This is a genomic window from Streptococcus sp. 449_SSPC (assembly GCF_001073005.1).
Classification (GTDB): Bacteria; Bacillota; Bacilli; order Lactobacillales; family Streptococcaceae; genus Streptococcus; species Streptococcus salivarius_F.
Map to the genome: position 1 here is coordinate 26,711 of NZ_JVGR01000026.1, position 16,082 is coordinate 42,792.

Genomic DNA, 16,082 nt, shown 5'->3' on the forward strand with positions numbered 1-16,082 from the left:
TAAAATGGATATTAAACAGGTCACAGAAACCATTGCCATGATTGAGGAGCAGAACTTTGATGTTCGTACCATTACCATGGGGATTTCACTCCTAGACTGTATCGATTCAGATATCGATAAGGCGGCGGAAAAAGTCTATAACAAGATTGTATCTAAGGCTAAGAATTTGGTAGCTGTTGGTGACGAGATTGCGGCTGAACTTGGTATTCCGATTGTTAATAAACGTGTGTCTGTTACTCCGATCTCAATCATCGGTGCGGCAACAGATGCAACAGACTATGTACCTTTTGCGAAGGCGTTAGACCGAGCAGCTAAGGAAATCGGTGTTAACTTTATTGGTGGTTTCTCTGCACTCGTTCAAAAGGGCTACCAAAAAGGTGATAAGATTCTTATTAATTCTATTCCACGTGCGCTTGCAGAGACTGATTTTGTCTGCTCATCTGTCAACATTGGTTCAACAAAGACTGGTATTAACATGACAGCGGTACGTGACATGGGACGTATCATCAAAGAGGCTTCTGAGGCAGATCCAATGGGCCCAGGTAAATTGGTGGTCTTTGCTAATGCGGTTGAAGATAATCCATTTATGGCAGGTGCCTTCCACGGTGTTGGTGAGGCTGATGTTGTAATCAATGTTGGGGTTTCAGGTCCTGGTGTTGTGCAACGTGCAGTTGAGAAAGTTCCGGGCGAAAGTTTCGATGTTTTAGCTGAAACAGTTAAGAAGACCGCCTTCAAAATCACACGTGTTGGTCAGTTGGTTGGTCAAATGGCCAGCGAACGCCTTGGTGTCGAGTTCGGTATTGTAGATTTGTCTCTTGCGCCAACACCAGCAGTTGGTGATTCAGTAGCCCGTGTACTTGAAGCTATGGGTCTTGAAGTTGTTGGTACGCATGGTACTACTGCAGCTCTAGCCCTTCTTAACGACCAAGTTAAAAAAGGTGGTATCATGGCATGTAACCAAGTTGGTGGTTTGTCAGGTGCCTTTATTCCAGTTTCTGAAGATGAAGGTATGATTGCGGCGGTTCAATCTGGTCATATCAACCTTGAAAAATTGGAAGCTATGACAGCTATCTGTTCTGTTGGTCTAGACATGATTGCTATTCCTGCTGATACGCCAGATACAACAATCGCGGCCATGATTGCTGATGAAGCGGCTATCGGTGTCATTAATCAGAAAACAACAGCTGTTCGTATCATTCCTTATGGTAAGGAAGGTGACATGTTGGAACTTGGTGGTCTTCTTGGTTATGCACCAGTAATGAAGGTAAACAAAGCTTCATCGGCTGACTTCATTGCGCGTGGTGGTCAAATCCCAGCTCCTGTTCACAGCTTTAAAAACTAAGCGGATGTTAAATGCTTTGCCAATTGGTAAGGCATTTTCTGATGGTCTCGCTGGCTAGATAGTGGAGGGGATTTGTGCTATAATGAATTCAAAAATGACGGAAAGAAGGGGCGCTATGAGTGAGGTTAAGTTGTATATTGCGAGACATGGCAAAACGATGTTTAACACCATTGGTCGTGCACAAGGTTGGTCTGATAGCCCTTTGACCCCGTTCGGTGAAGAAGGTATTCGTGAATTGGGGGTAGGTCTGAAAGCAGCAGGTATTCCTTTCAAGGTCGCATATTCTAGTGATTCAGGTCGAACGATTCAAACCATGGATATCATTTTACGTGAGACGGGTTTAGAAACTATTCCTTATAAACGTGACAAACGTATTCGTGAGTGGTGTTTTGGTAGTTTAGATGGTGGCTATGACGGTGAACTTTTCTACGGTGTGCTACCGAGAACAGATGCTTTTCAAGGTAAGGATTTGCATGAGGTAACTTATCCTGAGCTTGCACAGGGTATCCTTGATGTGGATACGGCTGGTTGGGCAGAGCCTTGGGAAGTGCTCAGAAAACGTATTTTAGAGGGGTTCACAGCTATTGCAGAAAATCTTGAGAGGTCTGGTGGCGGTAATGCTATTGTCGTTAGTCACGGTATGACCATTGCAACCTTTGCTTGGTTAATTGATTCTTCTGTCGAGCATCCTTCATTGGACAACGGTTCGGTTACTGTTGTTGCTTATGAAAATGGTAAATTTACATTAGAAGCACTTGGCGATATGACTTATCGTCAGGTTGGGCGAGAGATAATAGAAAAAGAAAATGGTAAAAAATAACTATCCAAGTCGCCGTCAGGCGAAAAAGCAAACCAACTGGTTTTTGGTTATCAGTAGTGTCTTGATTGCAGTTCTTTTAGTTGTAGCAGGACTTTATTCAGTATTTGGTGTCAGTCGTACAGTCCAACAAACCAATGGATCGTCAGTAACAAAAAGTAGTAAGCAAGCTACCGATGCGACTCAAAGCAAGGATGCAAAGGGACTACCTGATGTATCGCCTAAAGACTGGCAATTGCTTTTGGTAAATCGAGATAATAAGTCTAAAGAACTTAACCCTGAGATTGCTGATGTCGATGGTGTTTCTGTAGATGCAAGAATTGCTAAGAACGTTAAGGAGTTTTTAGCAGCTGCTCAAGAAATTGATCCAAGTTATCACTTGATATCAGGTTATCGTAGTGTTGCTTATCAGACTGAACTTTATAACAGTTATGTTCAGCAGGAAATGGCTGCTGACCCAAGTTTGACGGAGTCTCAGGCGGAGAAAAAGGTTCAAACCTATTCACAACCACCAGGAGCGAGTGAACACCAAACAGGTCTTGCGATTGATATGAGTACTGTAGATAGCTTAAATGAAGCAGATCCAGATACAGTAGCTAAAGTCAAAGAATTGGCGCCGAAATATGGCTTTGTTCTTCGTTTTCCAGATGGTAAAACATCGTCAACGGGTGTAGGCTACGAGGATTGGCATTTCCGCTATGTTGGTAAAGAGTCAGCAGAGTATATGACTGAACATAATCTTACTTTGGAAGAATATTTGGCATTATTAAAGGAGAAAGCTAAGTGAGACGACGTTTTAAACTAAAAGCCTTCATTACCTTAGTTGTTGTTTTTGCTTTAGGTATTCTCTTACCTTTGATTCTTCATGCCTCTACAGATGATAATGCTCGTGCGGTAAAGGTTGCTTACACACAGCAAGAATTTATTGAGACCTTAGCTCCAACAGCTCAAAAGATGTCTAAAAACTATGGTGTACCTGCGTCTATTCTCCTTAGTCAAGCTGCATATGAGTCAAATTATGGTAGCAGTCTTTTATCTGTTAAATATCATAACATCTACAGTCTCCCTGCTCAGCCAGGTCAAGAACGTATTCGTTTAAAGGATAGTATCTACAGTAAAGGGAAATGGCAATACCAAAAGGTGGATTTTGCAGTTTTTAAGGATTGGTCAAGTTCTATGATGACTTATTTAGAAGAACTTCGCCAAGGAACATGGGGTGAGTCGACCTATAAAGAGGTAGCAGGAACGACTAGTTATAAAGTTGCGGCAGAAAAACTACAAGCTGCGGGTTTTAGCAGTGATCCAGATTATGCCAAACACCTCATATCTATTATTGAGACCTATCATTTGTCAAAATATGATTGATAAGATTAGAGTGCCTCTGAGGTGCTCTTTTTTTGTTTTTCTAGGTCTTAAGATGTATTTTTAGCACTCTTTTTATAAGAGTGCTAATTTTTTGGTTTTTTGGGTTGACATGTTCAAGTTTAGGTGTATAATAGAATCATAAGTTAGCAGTCGATGTGTTAGAGTGCTAATAAATAGAAATGAGGTGACATCGTGATTACGCAAAGGCAAAACACTATTTTGAATTTGATAGTTGAGATGTTCACTCGTACACATGAACCGGTTGGTTCTAAAGCATTACAAGAATCAATTGATTCGAGTTCAGCGACCATTCGTAATGACATGGCCAAGCTTGAAAAAATGGGCTATCTTGAAAAAGCTCATACTTCTAGTGGGCGTATGCCAAGCCGAGCAGGTTTCCAGTATTTCGTCGCTAATTCTTTGAATCTTGATACGATTGATGAACAAGATGTTTATCAAGTGGTCAAGGCCTTTGATTTTGAAGCCTTTAAACTTGAAGATATCTTGGATGCAGCGGCGAAGCTGCTGGCAGAAATGACAGGATGTACAGCAGTGATTCAAGATGTGGAACCGACACGACAACGTCTGACTGGATTTGACATTGTTCATCTATCCAATCACGACGCTTTAGCGGTTCTTACTCTAGATGAATCTAAGCCTGTGACAGTTCAATTTGCTATTCCAAAAAATTTCTTGTCTAGTGATTTGGAAATTCTTCATAAGCTTGTTCAAGAACGTTTTTTGGGAAACACTGTCTTAGAGATCCATTACCGATTGAGAACTGAGATTCCTCAGATTGTGCAAAAGTATTTCAAGATAACAGATAATGTTCTTGATTTGTTTGATTATATCTTTTCACAACTTTTTAAGGAATTGATTTTCATCGAAGGTAAGGTTGCATCACTGACTTATGCCGACTTAAAAACCTATCAATTTTTGGACAATCCACAACATGTGGCACTTGAGCTTCGATCAGCTATCTCCGATGATGAAGTGACCAAGATTTCGGTTGCAGAATCAACTGAAGAAGCGCTTGAAAATGTCACAGTTATGAGTCATAAATTCCTGATTCCTTATCGTGGGATGGCACTCATGCATGTGATTGGTCCAGTTGAAATGGATTATCGTCGCATGGTTAGTTTGGTCAATGTTATTAGTAGAGTTTTGGTTATGAAGTTGACGGATTATTACCGTTACCTCAATAGTAACCATTATGAAGTTAGCTAAAATATAACATTTAAAAAGTATAGAAAGAGGTGTATGCCTTGACTGAAGATATTAAAAAAGAAGACGTGAAAGAAGAGGAAGCTACGGAGACAACTGAAGAAGTTGTAGAGGAAGTAAGCGAACCTTCTGAACTTGAAGAAGCCCAAGCGCGTGCCGAAGAATTTGAAAACAAATACCTTCGTGCCCATGCAGAAATGCAAAACATTCAGCGACGTGCAAATGAAGAACGTCAACAATTGCAAAAGTATCGTAGCCAAGATTTGGCAAAAGCGATTTTGCCATCACTTGATAACCTTGAACGTGCTCTTGCCGTTGAGGGCTTGACTGATGATGTCAAAAAAGGTTTGGAAATGGTGCAAGAAAGTTTAGTGCATGCTCTTAAAGAGGAAGGAATTGAAGAAATTCCAGCTGATGGTGATTTCGATCATAACTTCCACATGGCAATTCAAACAATGCCTGCAGATGATGAACATCCAGCAGACACGATTGCACAAGTTTTCCAAAAAGGATATAAACTCCACGAACGCGTCTTACGCCCAGCTATGGTAGTGGTATATAACTAATTGAAACCTTGTCCGAAATGACAGAAAACTATGAATGAAAGATAAAAAAAGCAAAATAGAAATTAAAGTAAAAAGGGGAAAAACATATGTCTAAAATCATTGGTATTGACTTAGGTACAACAAACTCAGCAGTAGCAGTTCTTGAAGGAACTGAATCAAAAATTATCGCAAACCCAGAAGGTAACCGCACAACTCCATCTGTTGTGTCATTCAAAAACGGTGAAATCATCGTTGGTGACGCTGCAAAACGTCAAGCAGTAACAAACCCAGATACAATCATCTCTATCAAATCTAAGATGGGTACTTCTGAAAAAGTTTCTGCAAACGGTAAAGAATACACACCACAAGAGATTTCAGCTATGATTCTTCAATACTTGAAAGGTTATGCTGAAGATTACCTTGGTGAAAAAGTAACTAAAGCAGTTATCACAGTTCCTGCTTACTTCAACGATGCACAACGTCAAGCAACAAAAGACGCTGGTAAAATCGCTGGTCTTGAAGTAGAACGTATCGTCAACGAACCAACCGCAGCAGCCCTTGCTTACGGTTTGGATAAGACTGATAAAGAAGAAAAAATCTTGGTATTCGACCTTGGTGGTGGTACATTCGACGTATCTATCCTTGAACTTGGTGATGGTGTCTTTGACGTATTGGCAACTGCAGGGGATAACAAACTCGGTGGTGATGACTTTGACCAAAAAATCATCGATTACATGGTTGAAGAATTCAAGAAAGAAAATGGTATCGACTTGTCAACAGACAAGATGGCTCTTCAACGTTTGAAAGACGCAGCCGAAAAAGCTAAGAAAGACCTTTCTGGTGTCACTTCAACACAAATCAGCTTGCCATTCATCACTGCCGGTGAGGCTGGACCTCTTCACTTGGAAATGACATTGACTCGTGCGAAATTCGATGATTTGACTCGTGATCTCGTAGAACGTACGAAAACTCCAGTTCGTCAAGCCCTTTCAGATGCAGGTTTGAGCTTGTCAGATATTGACGAAGTTATCCTTGTCGGTGGTTCAACTCGTATCCCTGCCGTTGTAGAAGCTGTTAAAGCTGAAACTGGTAAAGAACCAAACAAATCAGTTAACCCTGATGAAGTAGTTGCCATGGGTGCTGCTATTCAAGGTGGTGTTATTACTGGTGATGTCAAAGACGTTGTCCTTCTTGATGTAACGCCATTGTCACTTGGTATCGAAACAATGGGTGGAGTGTTCACAAAACTTATTGACCGTAACACTACTATTCCAACATCTAAATCACAAGTCTTCTCAACTGCAGCAGACAACCAACCAGCCGTTGACATCCACGTTCTTCAAGGGGAACGCCCAATGGCAGCAGATAACAAGACTCTTGGACGCTTCCAATTGACTGATATCCCAGCTGCACCTCGTGGTATCCCACAAATCGAAGTTACTTTCGATATTGATAAGAACGGTATCGTATCTGTTAAAGCTAAAGACCTTGGAACTCAAAAAGAACAAACAATTGTCATCCAATCTAACTCTGGTTTGACAGACGAAGAAATTGAAAAGATGATGAAAGATGCTGAAGCAAATGCTGAAGCAGATGCAAAACGTAAAGAAGAAGTAGATCTTCGTAACGAAGTTGACCAAGCTATCTTTGCGACTGAAAAAACAATCAAAGAAACAGAAGGTAAAGGCTTCGACACAGAACGTGATGCTGCTCAATCAGCTCTTGATGACCTTAAGAAAGCTCAAGAATCAGGTAATCTTGATGACATGAAGGCTAAATTGGAAGCTCTTAACGAAAAAGCTCAAGCTCTTGCAGTTAAACTTTACGAACAAGCTGCAGCAGCACAACAAGCTCAAGCAGGAGCAGAAGGTGCACAAACAGCAGATAACTCAGGCGACGATGTCGTAGACGGAGAGTTTACTGAAAAGTAAGATGCAAAGTTCGTTAAAACCTCACAGTGAAAATAGGAAGATTTCTCTTTTTCACCAAGAGGTTAGGGCGTGCTCAGTTCGGTAAGGTGTTGAGCTTAGCTAGTAAATGATAAAAAGAAATCCAGAGGTTGCAAACCAGCCTCTGTTTTTCGCTAAAATAAGTGAAGTGAATATAAGATATAGTTTTACTTCGTATCGTAACAAATATAAAATAGAAAGGAACAAAGAGTGTTCGTCGTTGAACACGGGCTAGGGATTAAGCCAAAAAGATAGTTGGTTTCAAGGGACTAGGTGTTCATCTTCAAAACTATTACTTTGGCTTTCTTCATTAGATGCCCTTTGTATCTAAAATTATGAACAATACCGAGTATTATGATCGTCTTGGGGTATCTAAGGATGCCTCTCAAGATGAAATTAAACGTGCCTATCGTAAGATGTCTAAGAAATACCACCCAGACATTAATAAAGAACCAGGTGCGGAAGAAAAATATAAAGAGGTTCAAGAGGCCTACGAAACTTTAAGTGATGACCAAAAACGTGCAGCCTATGACCAATACGGACCAGATGGTGCGAATGGTTTTGGAGGTCAAGGAGGCTTTGGTGGCTTCGATGGTGGTGCAGGCTTTGGTGGCTTTGAGGATATCTTCTCTAGCTTCTTTGGTGGTGGTGCTACTCGTAACCCGAATGCTCCACGTCAAGGTGATGATCTTCAGTACCGTGTCAACCTAAGCTTCGAAGAGGCGATTTTTGGTGCCGAAAAAGAAGTTCACTACAATCGTGAAGCAACATGTAAAACATGTTCGGGATCTGGTGCAAAACCTGGAACAAGCCCTGTAACTTGTGGTCGCTGTCATGGTCAAGGGGTTATCAATGTCGATACGCAAACACCACTTGGTATGATGCGTCGTCAAGTAACCTGTGATGTCTGTCATGGAACAGGTCAAGAAATTAAAGAGCCATGTCAAACTTGTCACGGAACAGGACATGAAAAACAAAGCCACAAAGTATCTGTCAAGATTCCAGCAGGTGTTGAAACAGGTCAACAAATCCGTCTTGCAGGTCAAGGTGAAGCTGGTTTCAATGGTGGTCCTTATGGAGACCTCTTTGTAATCATCAATGTTAATCCAAGCGATAAGTTTACTCGTGATGGATCAACAATTTACTATACACTTAACATTTCCTTTGTTCAAGCTGCTCTTGGTGATACTGTCGAAGTACCAACAGTTCACGGAAACGTTGAGATGACCATTCCAGCAGGAACTCAAACAGGCAAAACTTTCCGTCTAAAAGGAAAGGGTGCTCCACGTCTTCGTGGAGGTTCACAAGGAGACCAACACGTTACAGTTAAGATTGTAACTCCAACGAAGCTAAACGATGCTCAAAAAGAAGCTCTCCTTGCCTTTGCCAAAGCAAGTGGTGATGAAAAAATCGCACCACAGAAAAAAGGTTTCTTCAATAAAGTAAAGGATGCCTTAGAAGATTTATAAAGGAAGGACGCTGAAGGCGTCTTTTTCTTTATGTTAAAAATTGTATGGGGTCAGTTGCTAATCGACCTACTTTTTATCCTTGAAAAAATCTGATATGATAATTTTATGGTTAGATACAAAGCGACAATTTCCTATGATGGTACACTTTTCTCAGGTTTTCAAAGACAACCAAATGCACGTTCTATTCAAGAAGAACTTGAAAAGACTCTCTTACGGTTAAATAGCGGAACACCTGTCACCGTTCATGGAGCGGGTCGTACAGATGCAGGTGTTCATGCCTATGGACAAGTTATCCACTTCGACTTGCCCCAGGAGCGGGATCCAGAGAAGTTACGTTTTGGTTTAGATACGCAATGTCCAGATGATATTGATGTTGTTAGTATTGAACTTGTATCAGAAGAATTTCATGCACGATACAATAAACACAGTAAAACTTATGAGTTCCTAGTAGATGCAGGGCGACCTAAGAACCCCATGATGCGTAATTATGCTACCCACTATCCTTATCCTTTGAGTTTAGCACCTATGCAGGAGGCTGTTAAGGATTTGGTCGGTACACATGATTTTACAGGCTTCACAGCTTCAGGAACTTCTGTAGAAAATAAAGTACGCACAATTACACAAGCTAGTGTATCTATCGATGAGAAAACTGGATTTTATATCTTTACTTTTTCTGGCAATGGTTTTCTCTATAAGCAAGTCAGAAATATGGTCGGTACCTTGTTGAAGATTGGCAATGGTCGCATGCCTGTTTCGCAAGTTAAGACAGTGTTGGAAAGTCGTGATCGTAATCTCGCAGGACCAACGGCAGCAGGAAATGGGTTATATTTGAAGGAGATAAGATATGAGTGATGAATTGATTTTAGCGATTTCGGGGAATGATATTTTTAGTGGTGGCGGACTTCATGCAGACTTAGCGACGTTTACCACTAATAAACAGCATGGATTTGTGGCTCTTACCTGTCTGACAGCTATGACTGAGAATGGTTTTGAGGTCATTTCGGTTGATACTCATGTTTTTAAACAACAACTTGACTCACTAAAAGATGTCCCATTCTCAGCAATTAAAATTGGTTTGTTGCCTAACGTTGAAATCGCAGAATTAACGTTGGATTTTGTTAAAAAACATTCTGATATTCCAATTGTCTTGGATCCCGTTTTAGTATGTAAGGAGACTCATGACGTTGAAGTTTCTCAACTACGTGATGAATTGGTTAAATTTTTCCCTTATACCACGGTTATCACTCCGAACTTACCTGAAGTCGAACTGCTTATAGATAGAAAGGTTAAGACTATTGATGACATGAAGCATGCGGCTAGCTATCTCAATGAATTGGGTGCTAAGACTGTCGTTGTCAAAGGTGGAAATCGCTTGGATGGTAATAAAGCGATAGATGTCTTTTATGATGGAACAGACTACAAATTGTTTGAAGAAGCTGTGCTAGACAAAAATAATACCGGTGCAGGATGTACATTTGCTTCAAGTATAGCTAGTGAATTAGTTAAAGGATGTTCAGAAACTGAAGCTGTGGCAAATGCTAAAGCCTTTGTTTATGAATCAATTAAACAATCAAATGAATTTGGAGTAGTTCAATATGCAAAATAAGAAAACAAAAGAGCTAACATTATTAGCTATCTTAACGGCTTTATCAGTGACCTTTGGATTCGTAGCGAAAATTCCGACTCCAACAGGCCTCTTAACTTTGGTAGATGCAGGAATCTACTTCACAGCCTTCTATCTTGGCAAGAAAGAAGGGGCAATTGTGGGAGGACTATCTGCATTTTTGATAGATTTGCTATCATCTGCTCCGCAATGGATGTTTATTAGTTTGTTAATCCATGGTGCACAAGGTTATTTTGCTGGATTTAAAGGTAACTACCGTATCCTAGGTCTTCTGATTGCTACAATTGTGATGGTGGGTGGCTATGCACTTGCTTCAGTATTTATGTATGGAACAGGAGCTTCAATCGCAGAAGTTATTCCTAATTTCTGCCAAAATGCTTTTGGCCTAGTCGTTGGATGGGTATTGTATCAAGGATTCAAAAAAGTTAAATCTAAAAAAGGGTAATAGTTTTACTAAAACCCTATTGACAAGAATGTATTTGGGTGATAAGATATAAAAGTTGTCTTAACTGACTTGCCACAAACTTGAAAAGATTCCAAAACTTTAAAAAAGTTATTGACAAGACAAGTGAGAGATGATATTATAAATAAGCTGTTTCGGGAGAGACAGCGGACACGAGAAGTGAAAAAACTTCAAAAAAAGTGTTGACAAGGCATTCTAGATTTGCTAGAATATAGAAGTTGTCTTAAGAGAGACAAAGACCTTTGAGAACTGAATAAGAAACCAAGTGCAGGGTTATGATAGAAGACATTATAACCTGTCAATTTACAAGAATAAATCGTCAGACGACGGTAATGAGTTAACGCTCGAACAATTATTAAAGTTTTTAATGAGAGTTTGATCCTGGCTCAGGACGAACGCTGGCGGCGTGCCTAATACATGCAAGTAGAACGCTGAAGAGAGGAGCTTGCTCTTCTTGGATGAGTTGCGAACGGGTGAGTAACGCGTAGGTAACCTGCCTTGTAGCGGGGGATAACTATTGGAAACGATAGCTAATACCGCATAACAATGGATGACACATGTCATTTATTTGAAAGGGGCAATTGCTCCACTACAAGATGGACCTGCGTTGTATTAGCTAGTAGGTGAGGTAACGGCTCACCTAGGCGACGATACATAGCCGACCTGAGAGGGTGATCGGCCACACTGGGACTGAGACACGGCCCAGACTCCTACGGGAGGCAGCAGTAGGGAATCTTCGGCAATGGGGGCAACCCTGACCGAGCAACGCCGCGTGAGTGAAGAAGGTTTTCGGATCGTAAAGCTCTGTTGTAAGTCAAGAACGAGTGTGAGAGTGGAAAGTTCACACTGTGACGGTAGCTTACCAGAAAGGGACGGCTAACTACGTGCCAGCAGCCGCGGTAATACGTAGGTCCCGAGCGTTGTCCGGATTTATTGGGCGTAAAGCGAGCGCAGGCGGTTTGATAAGTCTGAAGTTAAAGGCTGTGGCTCAACCATAGTTCGCTTTGGAAACTGTCAAACTTGAGTGCAGAAGGGGAGAGTGGAATTCCATGTGTAGCGGTGAAATGCGTAGATATATGGAGGAACACCGGTGGCGAAAGCGGCTCTCTGGTCTGTAACTGACGCTGAGGCTCGAAAGCGTGGGGAGCGAACAGGATTAGATACCCTGGTAGTCCACGCCGTAAACGATGAGTGCTAGGTGTTGGATCCTTTCCGGGATTCAGTGCCGCAGCTAACGCATTAAGCACTCCGCCTGGGGAGTACGACCGCAAGGTTGAAACTCAAAGGAATTGACGGGGGCCCGCACAAGCGGTGGAGCATGTGGTTTAATTCGAAGCAACGCGAAGAACCTTACCAGGTCTTGACATCCCGATGCTATTTCTAGAGATAGAAAGTTACTTCGGTACATCGGTGACAGGTGGTGCATGGTTGTCGTCAGCTCGTGTCGTGAGATGTTGGGTTAAGTCCCGCAACGAGCGCAACCCCTATTGTTAGTTGCCATCATTCAGTTGGGCACTCTAGCGAGACTGCCGGTAATAAACCGGAGGAAGGTGGGGATGACGTCAAATCATCATGCCCCTTATGACCTGGGCTACACACGTGCTACAATGGTTGGTACAACGAGTTGCGAGTCGGTGACGGCAAGCTAATCTCTTAAAGCCAATCTCAGTTCGGATTGTAGGCTGCAACTCGCCTACATGAAGTCGGAATCGCTAGTAATCGCGGATCAGCACGCCGCGGTGAATACGTTCCCGGGCCTTGTACACACCGCCCGTCACACCACGAGAGTTTGTAACACCCGAAGTCGGTGAGGTAACCTTTTGGAGCCAGCCGCCTAAGGTGGGATAGATGATTGGGGTGAAGTCGTAACAAGGTAGCCGTATCGGAAGGTGCGGCTGGATCACCTCCTTTCTAAGGAAAAACGGAATGTACTTGAGTTTCTTATTTAGTTTTGAGAGGTCTTGTGGGGCCTTAGCTCAGCTGGGAGAGCGCCTGCTTTGCACGCAGGAGGTCAGCGGTTCGATCCCGCTAGGCTCCATTGAATCGAAAGATTCAAGTATTGTCCATTGAAAATTGAATATCTATATCAAATTCCATATGTAATTGATTACATATAGATAGTAACAAGAAAATAAACCGAAACGCTGTGAATATTTAATGAGTTAGGTCGAAAGACCAAAATAAGGTTAAGTTAATAAGGGCGCACGGTGGATGCCTTGGCACTAGAAGCCGATGAAGGACGTGACTAACGACGAAATGCTTTGGGGAGCTGTAAGTGAGCAATGATCCAGAGATGTCCGAATGGGGGAACCCGGCAGGTAATGCCTGTCACTCATTACTGTTAAGGTAATGTAGAGGAAGACGCAGTGAACTGAAACATCTAAGTAGCTGCAGGAAGAGAAAGCAAAAGCGATTGCCTTAGTAGCGGCGAGCGAAACGGCAAGAGGGCAAACCGAAGAGTTTACTCTTCGGGGTTGTAGGACTGCAACGTGGACTTAAAGATTATAGAAGAACTACCTGGGAAGGTAGGCCAAAGAGAGTAATAGCCTCGTATTCGAAATAGTCTTTATACCTAGCAGTATCCTGAGTACGGCGAGACACGAGAAATCTCGTCGGAATCTGGGAGGACCATCTCCCAACCCTAAATACTCTCTAGTGACCGATAGTGAACCAGTACCGTGAGGGAAAGGTGAAAAGCACCCCGGGAGGGGAGTGAAATAGAACCTGAAACCGTGTGCCTACAACAAGTTCGAGCCCGTTAATGGGTGAGAGCGTGCCTTTTGTAGAATGAACCGGCGAGTTACGATATGATGCGAGGTTAAGTTGAAGAGACGGAGCCGTAGGGAAACCGAGTCTTAATAGGGCGCATTAGTATCATGTCGTAGACCCGAAACCATGTGACCTACCCATGAGCAGGTTGAAGGTGAGGTAAAACTCACTGGAGGACCGAACCAGGGCACGTTGAAAAGTGCTTGGATGACTTGTGGGTAGCGGAGAAATTCCAAACGAACTTGGAGATAGCTGGTTCTCTCCGAAATAGCTTTAGGGCTAGCGTCGATGTTAAGTCTCTTGGAGGTAGAGCACTGTTTGGGTGAGGGGTCCATCCCGGATTACCAATCTCAGATAAACTCCGAATGCCAACGAGATATAATCGGCAGTCAGACTGCGAGTGCTAAGATCCGTAGTCGAAAGGGAAACAGCCCAGACCACCAGCTAAGGTCCCAAAATATATGTTAAGTGGAAAAGGATGTGGGGTTGCACAGACAACTAGGATGTTAGCTTAGAAGCAGCTATTCATTCAAAGAGTGCGTAATAGCTCACTAGTCGAGTGACCCTGCGCCGAAAATGTACCGGGGCTAAAACATATTACCGAAGCTGTGGATACCTTTATAGGTATGGTAGGAGAGCGTTCTATGTGCGAAGAAGGTGTACCGTGAGGAGTGCTGGAGCGCATAGAAGTGAGAATGCCGGTATGAGTAGCGAAAGACAGGTGAGAATCCTGTCCACCGTAAGACTAAGGTTTCCAGGGGAAGGCTCGTCCGCCCTGGGTTAGTCGGGACCTAAGGAGAGACCGAAAGGTGTATCCGATGGACAACAGGTTGATATTCCTGTACTAGAGTATATAGTGATGGAGGGACGCAGTAGGCTAACTAAACCAGACGATTGGAAGTGTCTGGCCAAGCAGTGAGGTGTGATATGAGTCAAATGCTTATATCTCTAACATTGAGCTGTGATGGGGAGCGAAGTTTAGTAGCGAAGTTAGTGATGTCACACTGCCGAGAAAAGCTTCTAGCGTTAATTATACTCTACCCGTACCGCAAACCGACACAGGTAGTCGAGGCGAGTAGCCTCAGGTGAGCGAGAGAACTCTCGTTAAGGAACTCGGCAAAATGGCCCCGTAACTTCGGGAGAAGGGGCGCTGACTTATGGTCAGCCGCAGTGAATAGGCCCAAGCAACTGTTTATCAAAAACACAGCTCTCTGCTAAATCGTAAGATGATGTATAGGGGGTGACGCCTGCCCGGTGCTGGAAGGTTAAGAGGAGTGCTTAGCGTAAGCGAAGGTATGAATTGAAGCCCCAGTAAACGGCGGCCGTAACTATAACGGTCCTAAGGTAGCGAAATTCCTTGTCGGGTAAGTTCCGACCCGCACGAAAGGCGTAATGATTTGGGCACTGTCTCAACGAGAGACTCGGTGAAATTTTAGTACCTGTGAAGATGCAGGTTACCCGCGACAGGACGGAAAGACCCCATGGAGCTTTACTGCAGTTTGATATTGAGTATCTGTACCACATGTACAGGATAGGTAGGAGCCTATGACCTCGGGACGCCAGTTTCGAGTGAGGCGTTGTTGGGATACTACCCTTGTGTTATGGCTACTCTAACCCAGATAGGTTATCCCTATCGGAGACAGTGTCTGACGGGCAGTTTGACTGGGGCGGTCGCCTCCTAAAAGGTAACGGAGGCGCCCAAAGGTTCCCTCAGAATGGTTGGAAATCATTCGCAGAGTGTAAAGGTATAAGGGAGCTTGACTGCGAGAGCTACAACTCGAGCAGGGACGAAAGTCGGGCTTAGTGATCCGGTGGTTCCGCATGGAAGGGCCATCGCTCAACGGATAAAAGCTACCCTGGGGATAACAGGCTTATCTCCCCCAAGAGTTCACATCGACGGGGAGGTTTGGCACCTCGATGTCGGCTCGTCGCATCCTGGGGCTGTAGTCGGTCCCAAGGGTTGGGCTGTTCGCCCATTAAAGCGGCACGCGAGCTGGGTTCAGAACGTCGTGAGACAGTTCGGTCCCTATCCGTCGCGGGCGTAGGAAATTTGAGAGGATCTGCTCCTAGTACGAGAGGACCAGAGTGGACTTACCGCTGGTGTACCAGTTGTTCTGCCAAGAGCATCGCTGGGTAGCTATGTAGGGAAGGGATAAACGCTGAAAGCATCTAAGTGTGAAGCCCACCTCAAGATGAGATTTCCCATGATTTTATATCAGTAAGAGCCCTGAGAGATGATCAGGTTGATAGGTTAGAAGTGGAAGTGTGGTGACACATGTAGCGGACTAATACTAATAGCTCGAGGACTTATCCAAAGAAAGTAACTGAGACATATTGACAACGTTAAGGTTTCTTGATACAGTATAGATATTCAATTTTGAGTTGAGAATACTCATAGTTAAGTGACGATAGCCTAGGAGATACACCTGTTCCCATGCCGAACACAGAAGTTAAGCCCTAGTACGCCTGATGTAGTTGGGGGTTGCCCCCTGTTAGATACGGTAGTCGCTTAGCG

General features: G+C 43.2%; 11 protein-coding genes, 1 tRNA gene and 3 rRNA genes. All 15 read left to right on the top strand.

Annotated elements, in window-relative coordinates:
- Positions 1-4 precede the first annotated feature (4 nt).
- The 15 genes from ADH51_RS06035 (at position 5) to rrf (ending at position 16,081) form a co-directional block, all read left to right on the top strand.
- A complete protein-coding gene (locus ADH51_RS06035; protein WP_022496753.1) occupies positions 5-1,342 on the top strand; it encodes a PFL family protein in 1,338 nt (445 codons plus the stop codon).
- Between the two features lie 115 nt (positions 1,343-1,457).
- The gene (locus ADH51_RS06040; RefSeq protein WP_004182152.1) at positions 1,458-2,162 is read left to right on the top strand and encodes a histidine phosphatase family protein; all 705 of its coding nucleotides are present in this window, start codon (positions 1,458-1,460) and stop codon (positions 2,160-2,162) included.
- Positions 2,149-2,946 carry a M15 family metallopeptidase gene (locus ADH51_RS06045; RefSeq protein WP_004182163.1) on the top strand — a complete coding sequence of 266 codons (798 nt, stop codon included), beginning with the start codon at positions 2,149-2,151 and terminating at the stop codon, positions 2,944-2,946. Before ADH51_RS06040 ends, ADH51_RS06045 begins: the two co-directional genes overlap by 14 nt.
- Positions 2,943-3,524, top strand: a complete 582-nt coding sequence (locus ADH51_RS06050; protein WP_004182173.1) for a glycoside hydrolase family 73 protein — start codon at positions 2,943-2,945, stop codon at positions 3,522-3,524. The genes ADH51_RS06045 and ADH51_RS06050 overlap by 4 nt, the downstream gene beginning before the upstream one ends.
- Before the next feature lie 192 nt (positions 3,525-3,716).
- Positions 3,717-4,751: a heat-inducible transcriptional repressor HrcA gene (gene hrcA, locus ADH51_RS06055; protein ID WP_021143460.1), complete on the top strand. Its 1,035-nt coding sequence runs from the start codon at positions 3,717-3,719 to the stop codon at positions 4,749-4,751.
- A gap of 38 nt (positions 4,752-4,789) precedes the next feature.
- Entirely contained in the window at positions 4,790-5,314 is a 525-nt protein-coding gene (gene grpE, locus ADH51_RS06060) for a nucleotide exchange factor GrpE (protein WP_021143461.1), read from the top strand.
- A gap of 86 nt (positions 5,315-5,400) precedes the next feature.
- Positions 5,401-7,224 carry a molecular chaperone DnaK gene (dnaK, locus tag ADH51_RS06065; RefSeq protein WP_048675200.1) on the top strand — a complete coding sequence of 608 codons (1,824 nt, stop codon included), beginning with the start codon at positions 5,401-5,403 and terminating at the stop codon, positions 7,222-7,224.
- A 353-nt stretch (positions 7,225-7,577) separates the two neighbouring features.
- A complete protein-coding gene (gene dnaJ / locus ADH51_RS06070; RefSeq protein ID WP_002886399.1) occupies positions 7,578-8,711 on the top strand; it encodes a molecular chaperone DnaJ in 1,134 nt (377 codons plus the stop codon).
- Between the two features lie 105 nt (positions 8,712-8,816).
- A complete protein-coding gene (truA, locus tag ADH51_RS06075; RefSeq protein ID WP_048675203.1) occupies positions 8,817-9,563 on the top strand; it encodes a tRNA pseudouridine(38-40) synthase TruA in 747 nt (248 codons plus the stop codon).
- Complete coding sequence (locus tag ADH51_RS06080; protein ID WP_048675206.1) at positions 9,556-10,317, top strand: bifunctional hydroxymethylpyrimidine kinase/phosphomethylpyrimidine kinase; 762 nt, start codon at positions 9,556-9,558, stop codon at positions 10,315-10,317. Before truA ends, ADH51_RS06080 begins: the two co-directional genes overlap by 8 nt.
- Complete coding sequence (locus ADH51_RS06085; RefSeq protein WP_004182168.1) at positions 10,307-10,780, top strand: ECF transporter S component; 474 nt, start codon at positions 10,307-10,309, stop codon at positions 10,778-10,780. The genes ADH51_RS06080 and ADH51_RS06085 overlap by 11 nt, the downstream gene beginning before the upstream one ends.
- Before the next feature lie 381 nt (positions 10,781-11,161).
- A 16S ribosomal RNA gene (locus ADH51_RS06090) occupies positions 11,162-12,709 on the top strand.
- A 54-nt stretch (positions 12,710-12,763) separates the two neighbouring features.
- Positions 12,764-12,836, top strand: a tRNA-Ala gene (locus ADH51_RS06095).
- Positions 12,837-12,982: 146 nt separating this feature from the next.
- A 23S ribosomal RNA gene (locus ADH51_RS06100) occupies positions 12,983-15,882 on the top strand.
- 83 nt (positions 15,883-15,965) lie between these two features.
- A 5S ribosomal RNA gene (gene rrf / locus ADH51_RS06105) occupies positions 15,966-16,081 on the top strand.
- The 16S, 23S and 5S rRNA genes sit together here with 1 tRNA gene alongside, the layout of an rRNA operon.
- The last annotated feature ends 1 nt before the right edge of the window (position 16,082 follow it).

Excerpts from the sequence above, each read along its gene's own strand:
- truA (WP_048675203.1), top strand. The coding sequence starts at position 8,817 with ATGGTTAGATACAAAGCGACAATTTCCTATGATGGTACACTTTTCTCA.
- ADH51_RS06045 (WP_004182163.1), top strand. The coding sequence starts at position 2,149 with ATGGTAAAAAATAACTATCCAAGTCGCCGTCAGGCGAAAAAGCAAACC.
- ADH51_RS06085 (WP_004182168.1), top strand. The coding sequence starts at position 10,307 with ATGCAAAATAAGAAAACAAAAGAGCTAACATTATTAGCTATCTTAACG.
- ADH51_RS06040 (WP_004182152.1), top strand. The coding sequence starts at position 1,458 with ATGAGTGAGGTTAAGTTGTATATTGCGAGACATGGCAAAACGATGTTT.
- ADH51_RS06080 (WP_048675206.1), top strand. The coding sequence starts at position 9,556 with ATGAGTGATGAATTGATTTTAGCGATTTCGGGGAATGATATTTTTAGT.
- ADH51_RS06035 (WP_022496753.1), top strand. The coding sequence starts at position 5 with ATGGATATTAAACAGGTCACAGAAACCATTGCCATGATTGAGGAGCAG.
- dnaJ (WP_002886399.1), top strand. The coding sequence starts at position 7,578 with ATGAACAATACCGAGTATTATGATCGTCTTGGGGTATCTAAGGATGCC.
- dnaK (WP_048675200.1), top strand. The coding sequence starts at position 5,401 with ATGTCTAAAATCATTGGTATTGACTTAGGTACAACAAACTCAGCAGTA.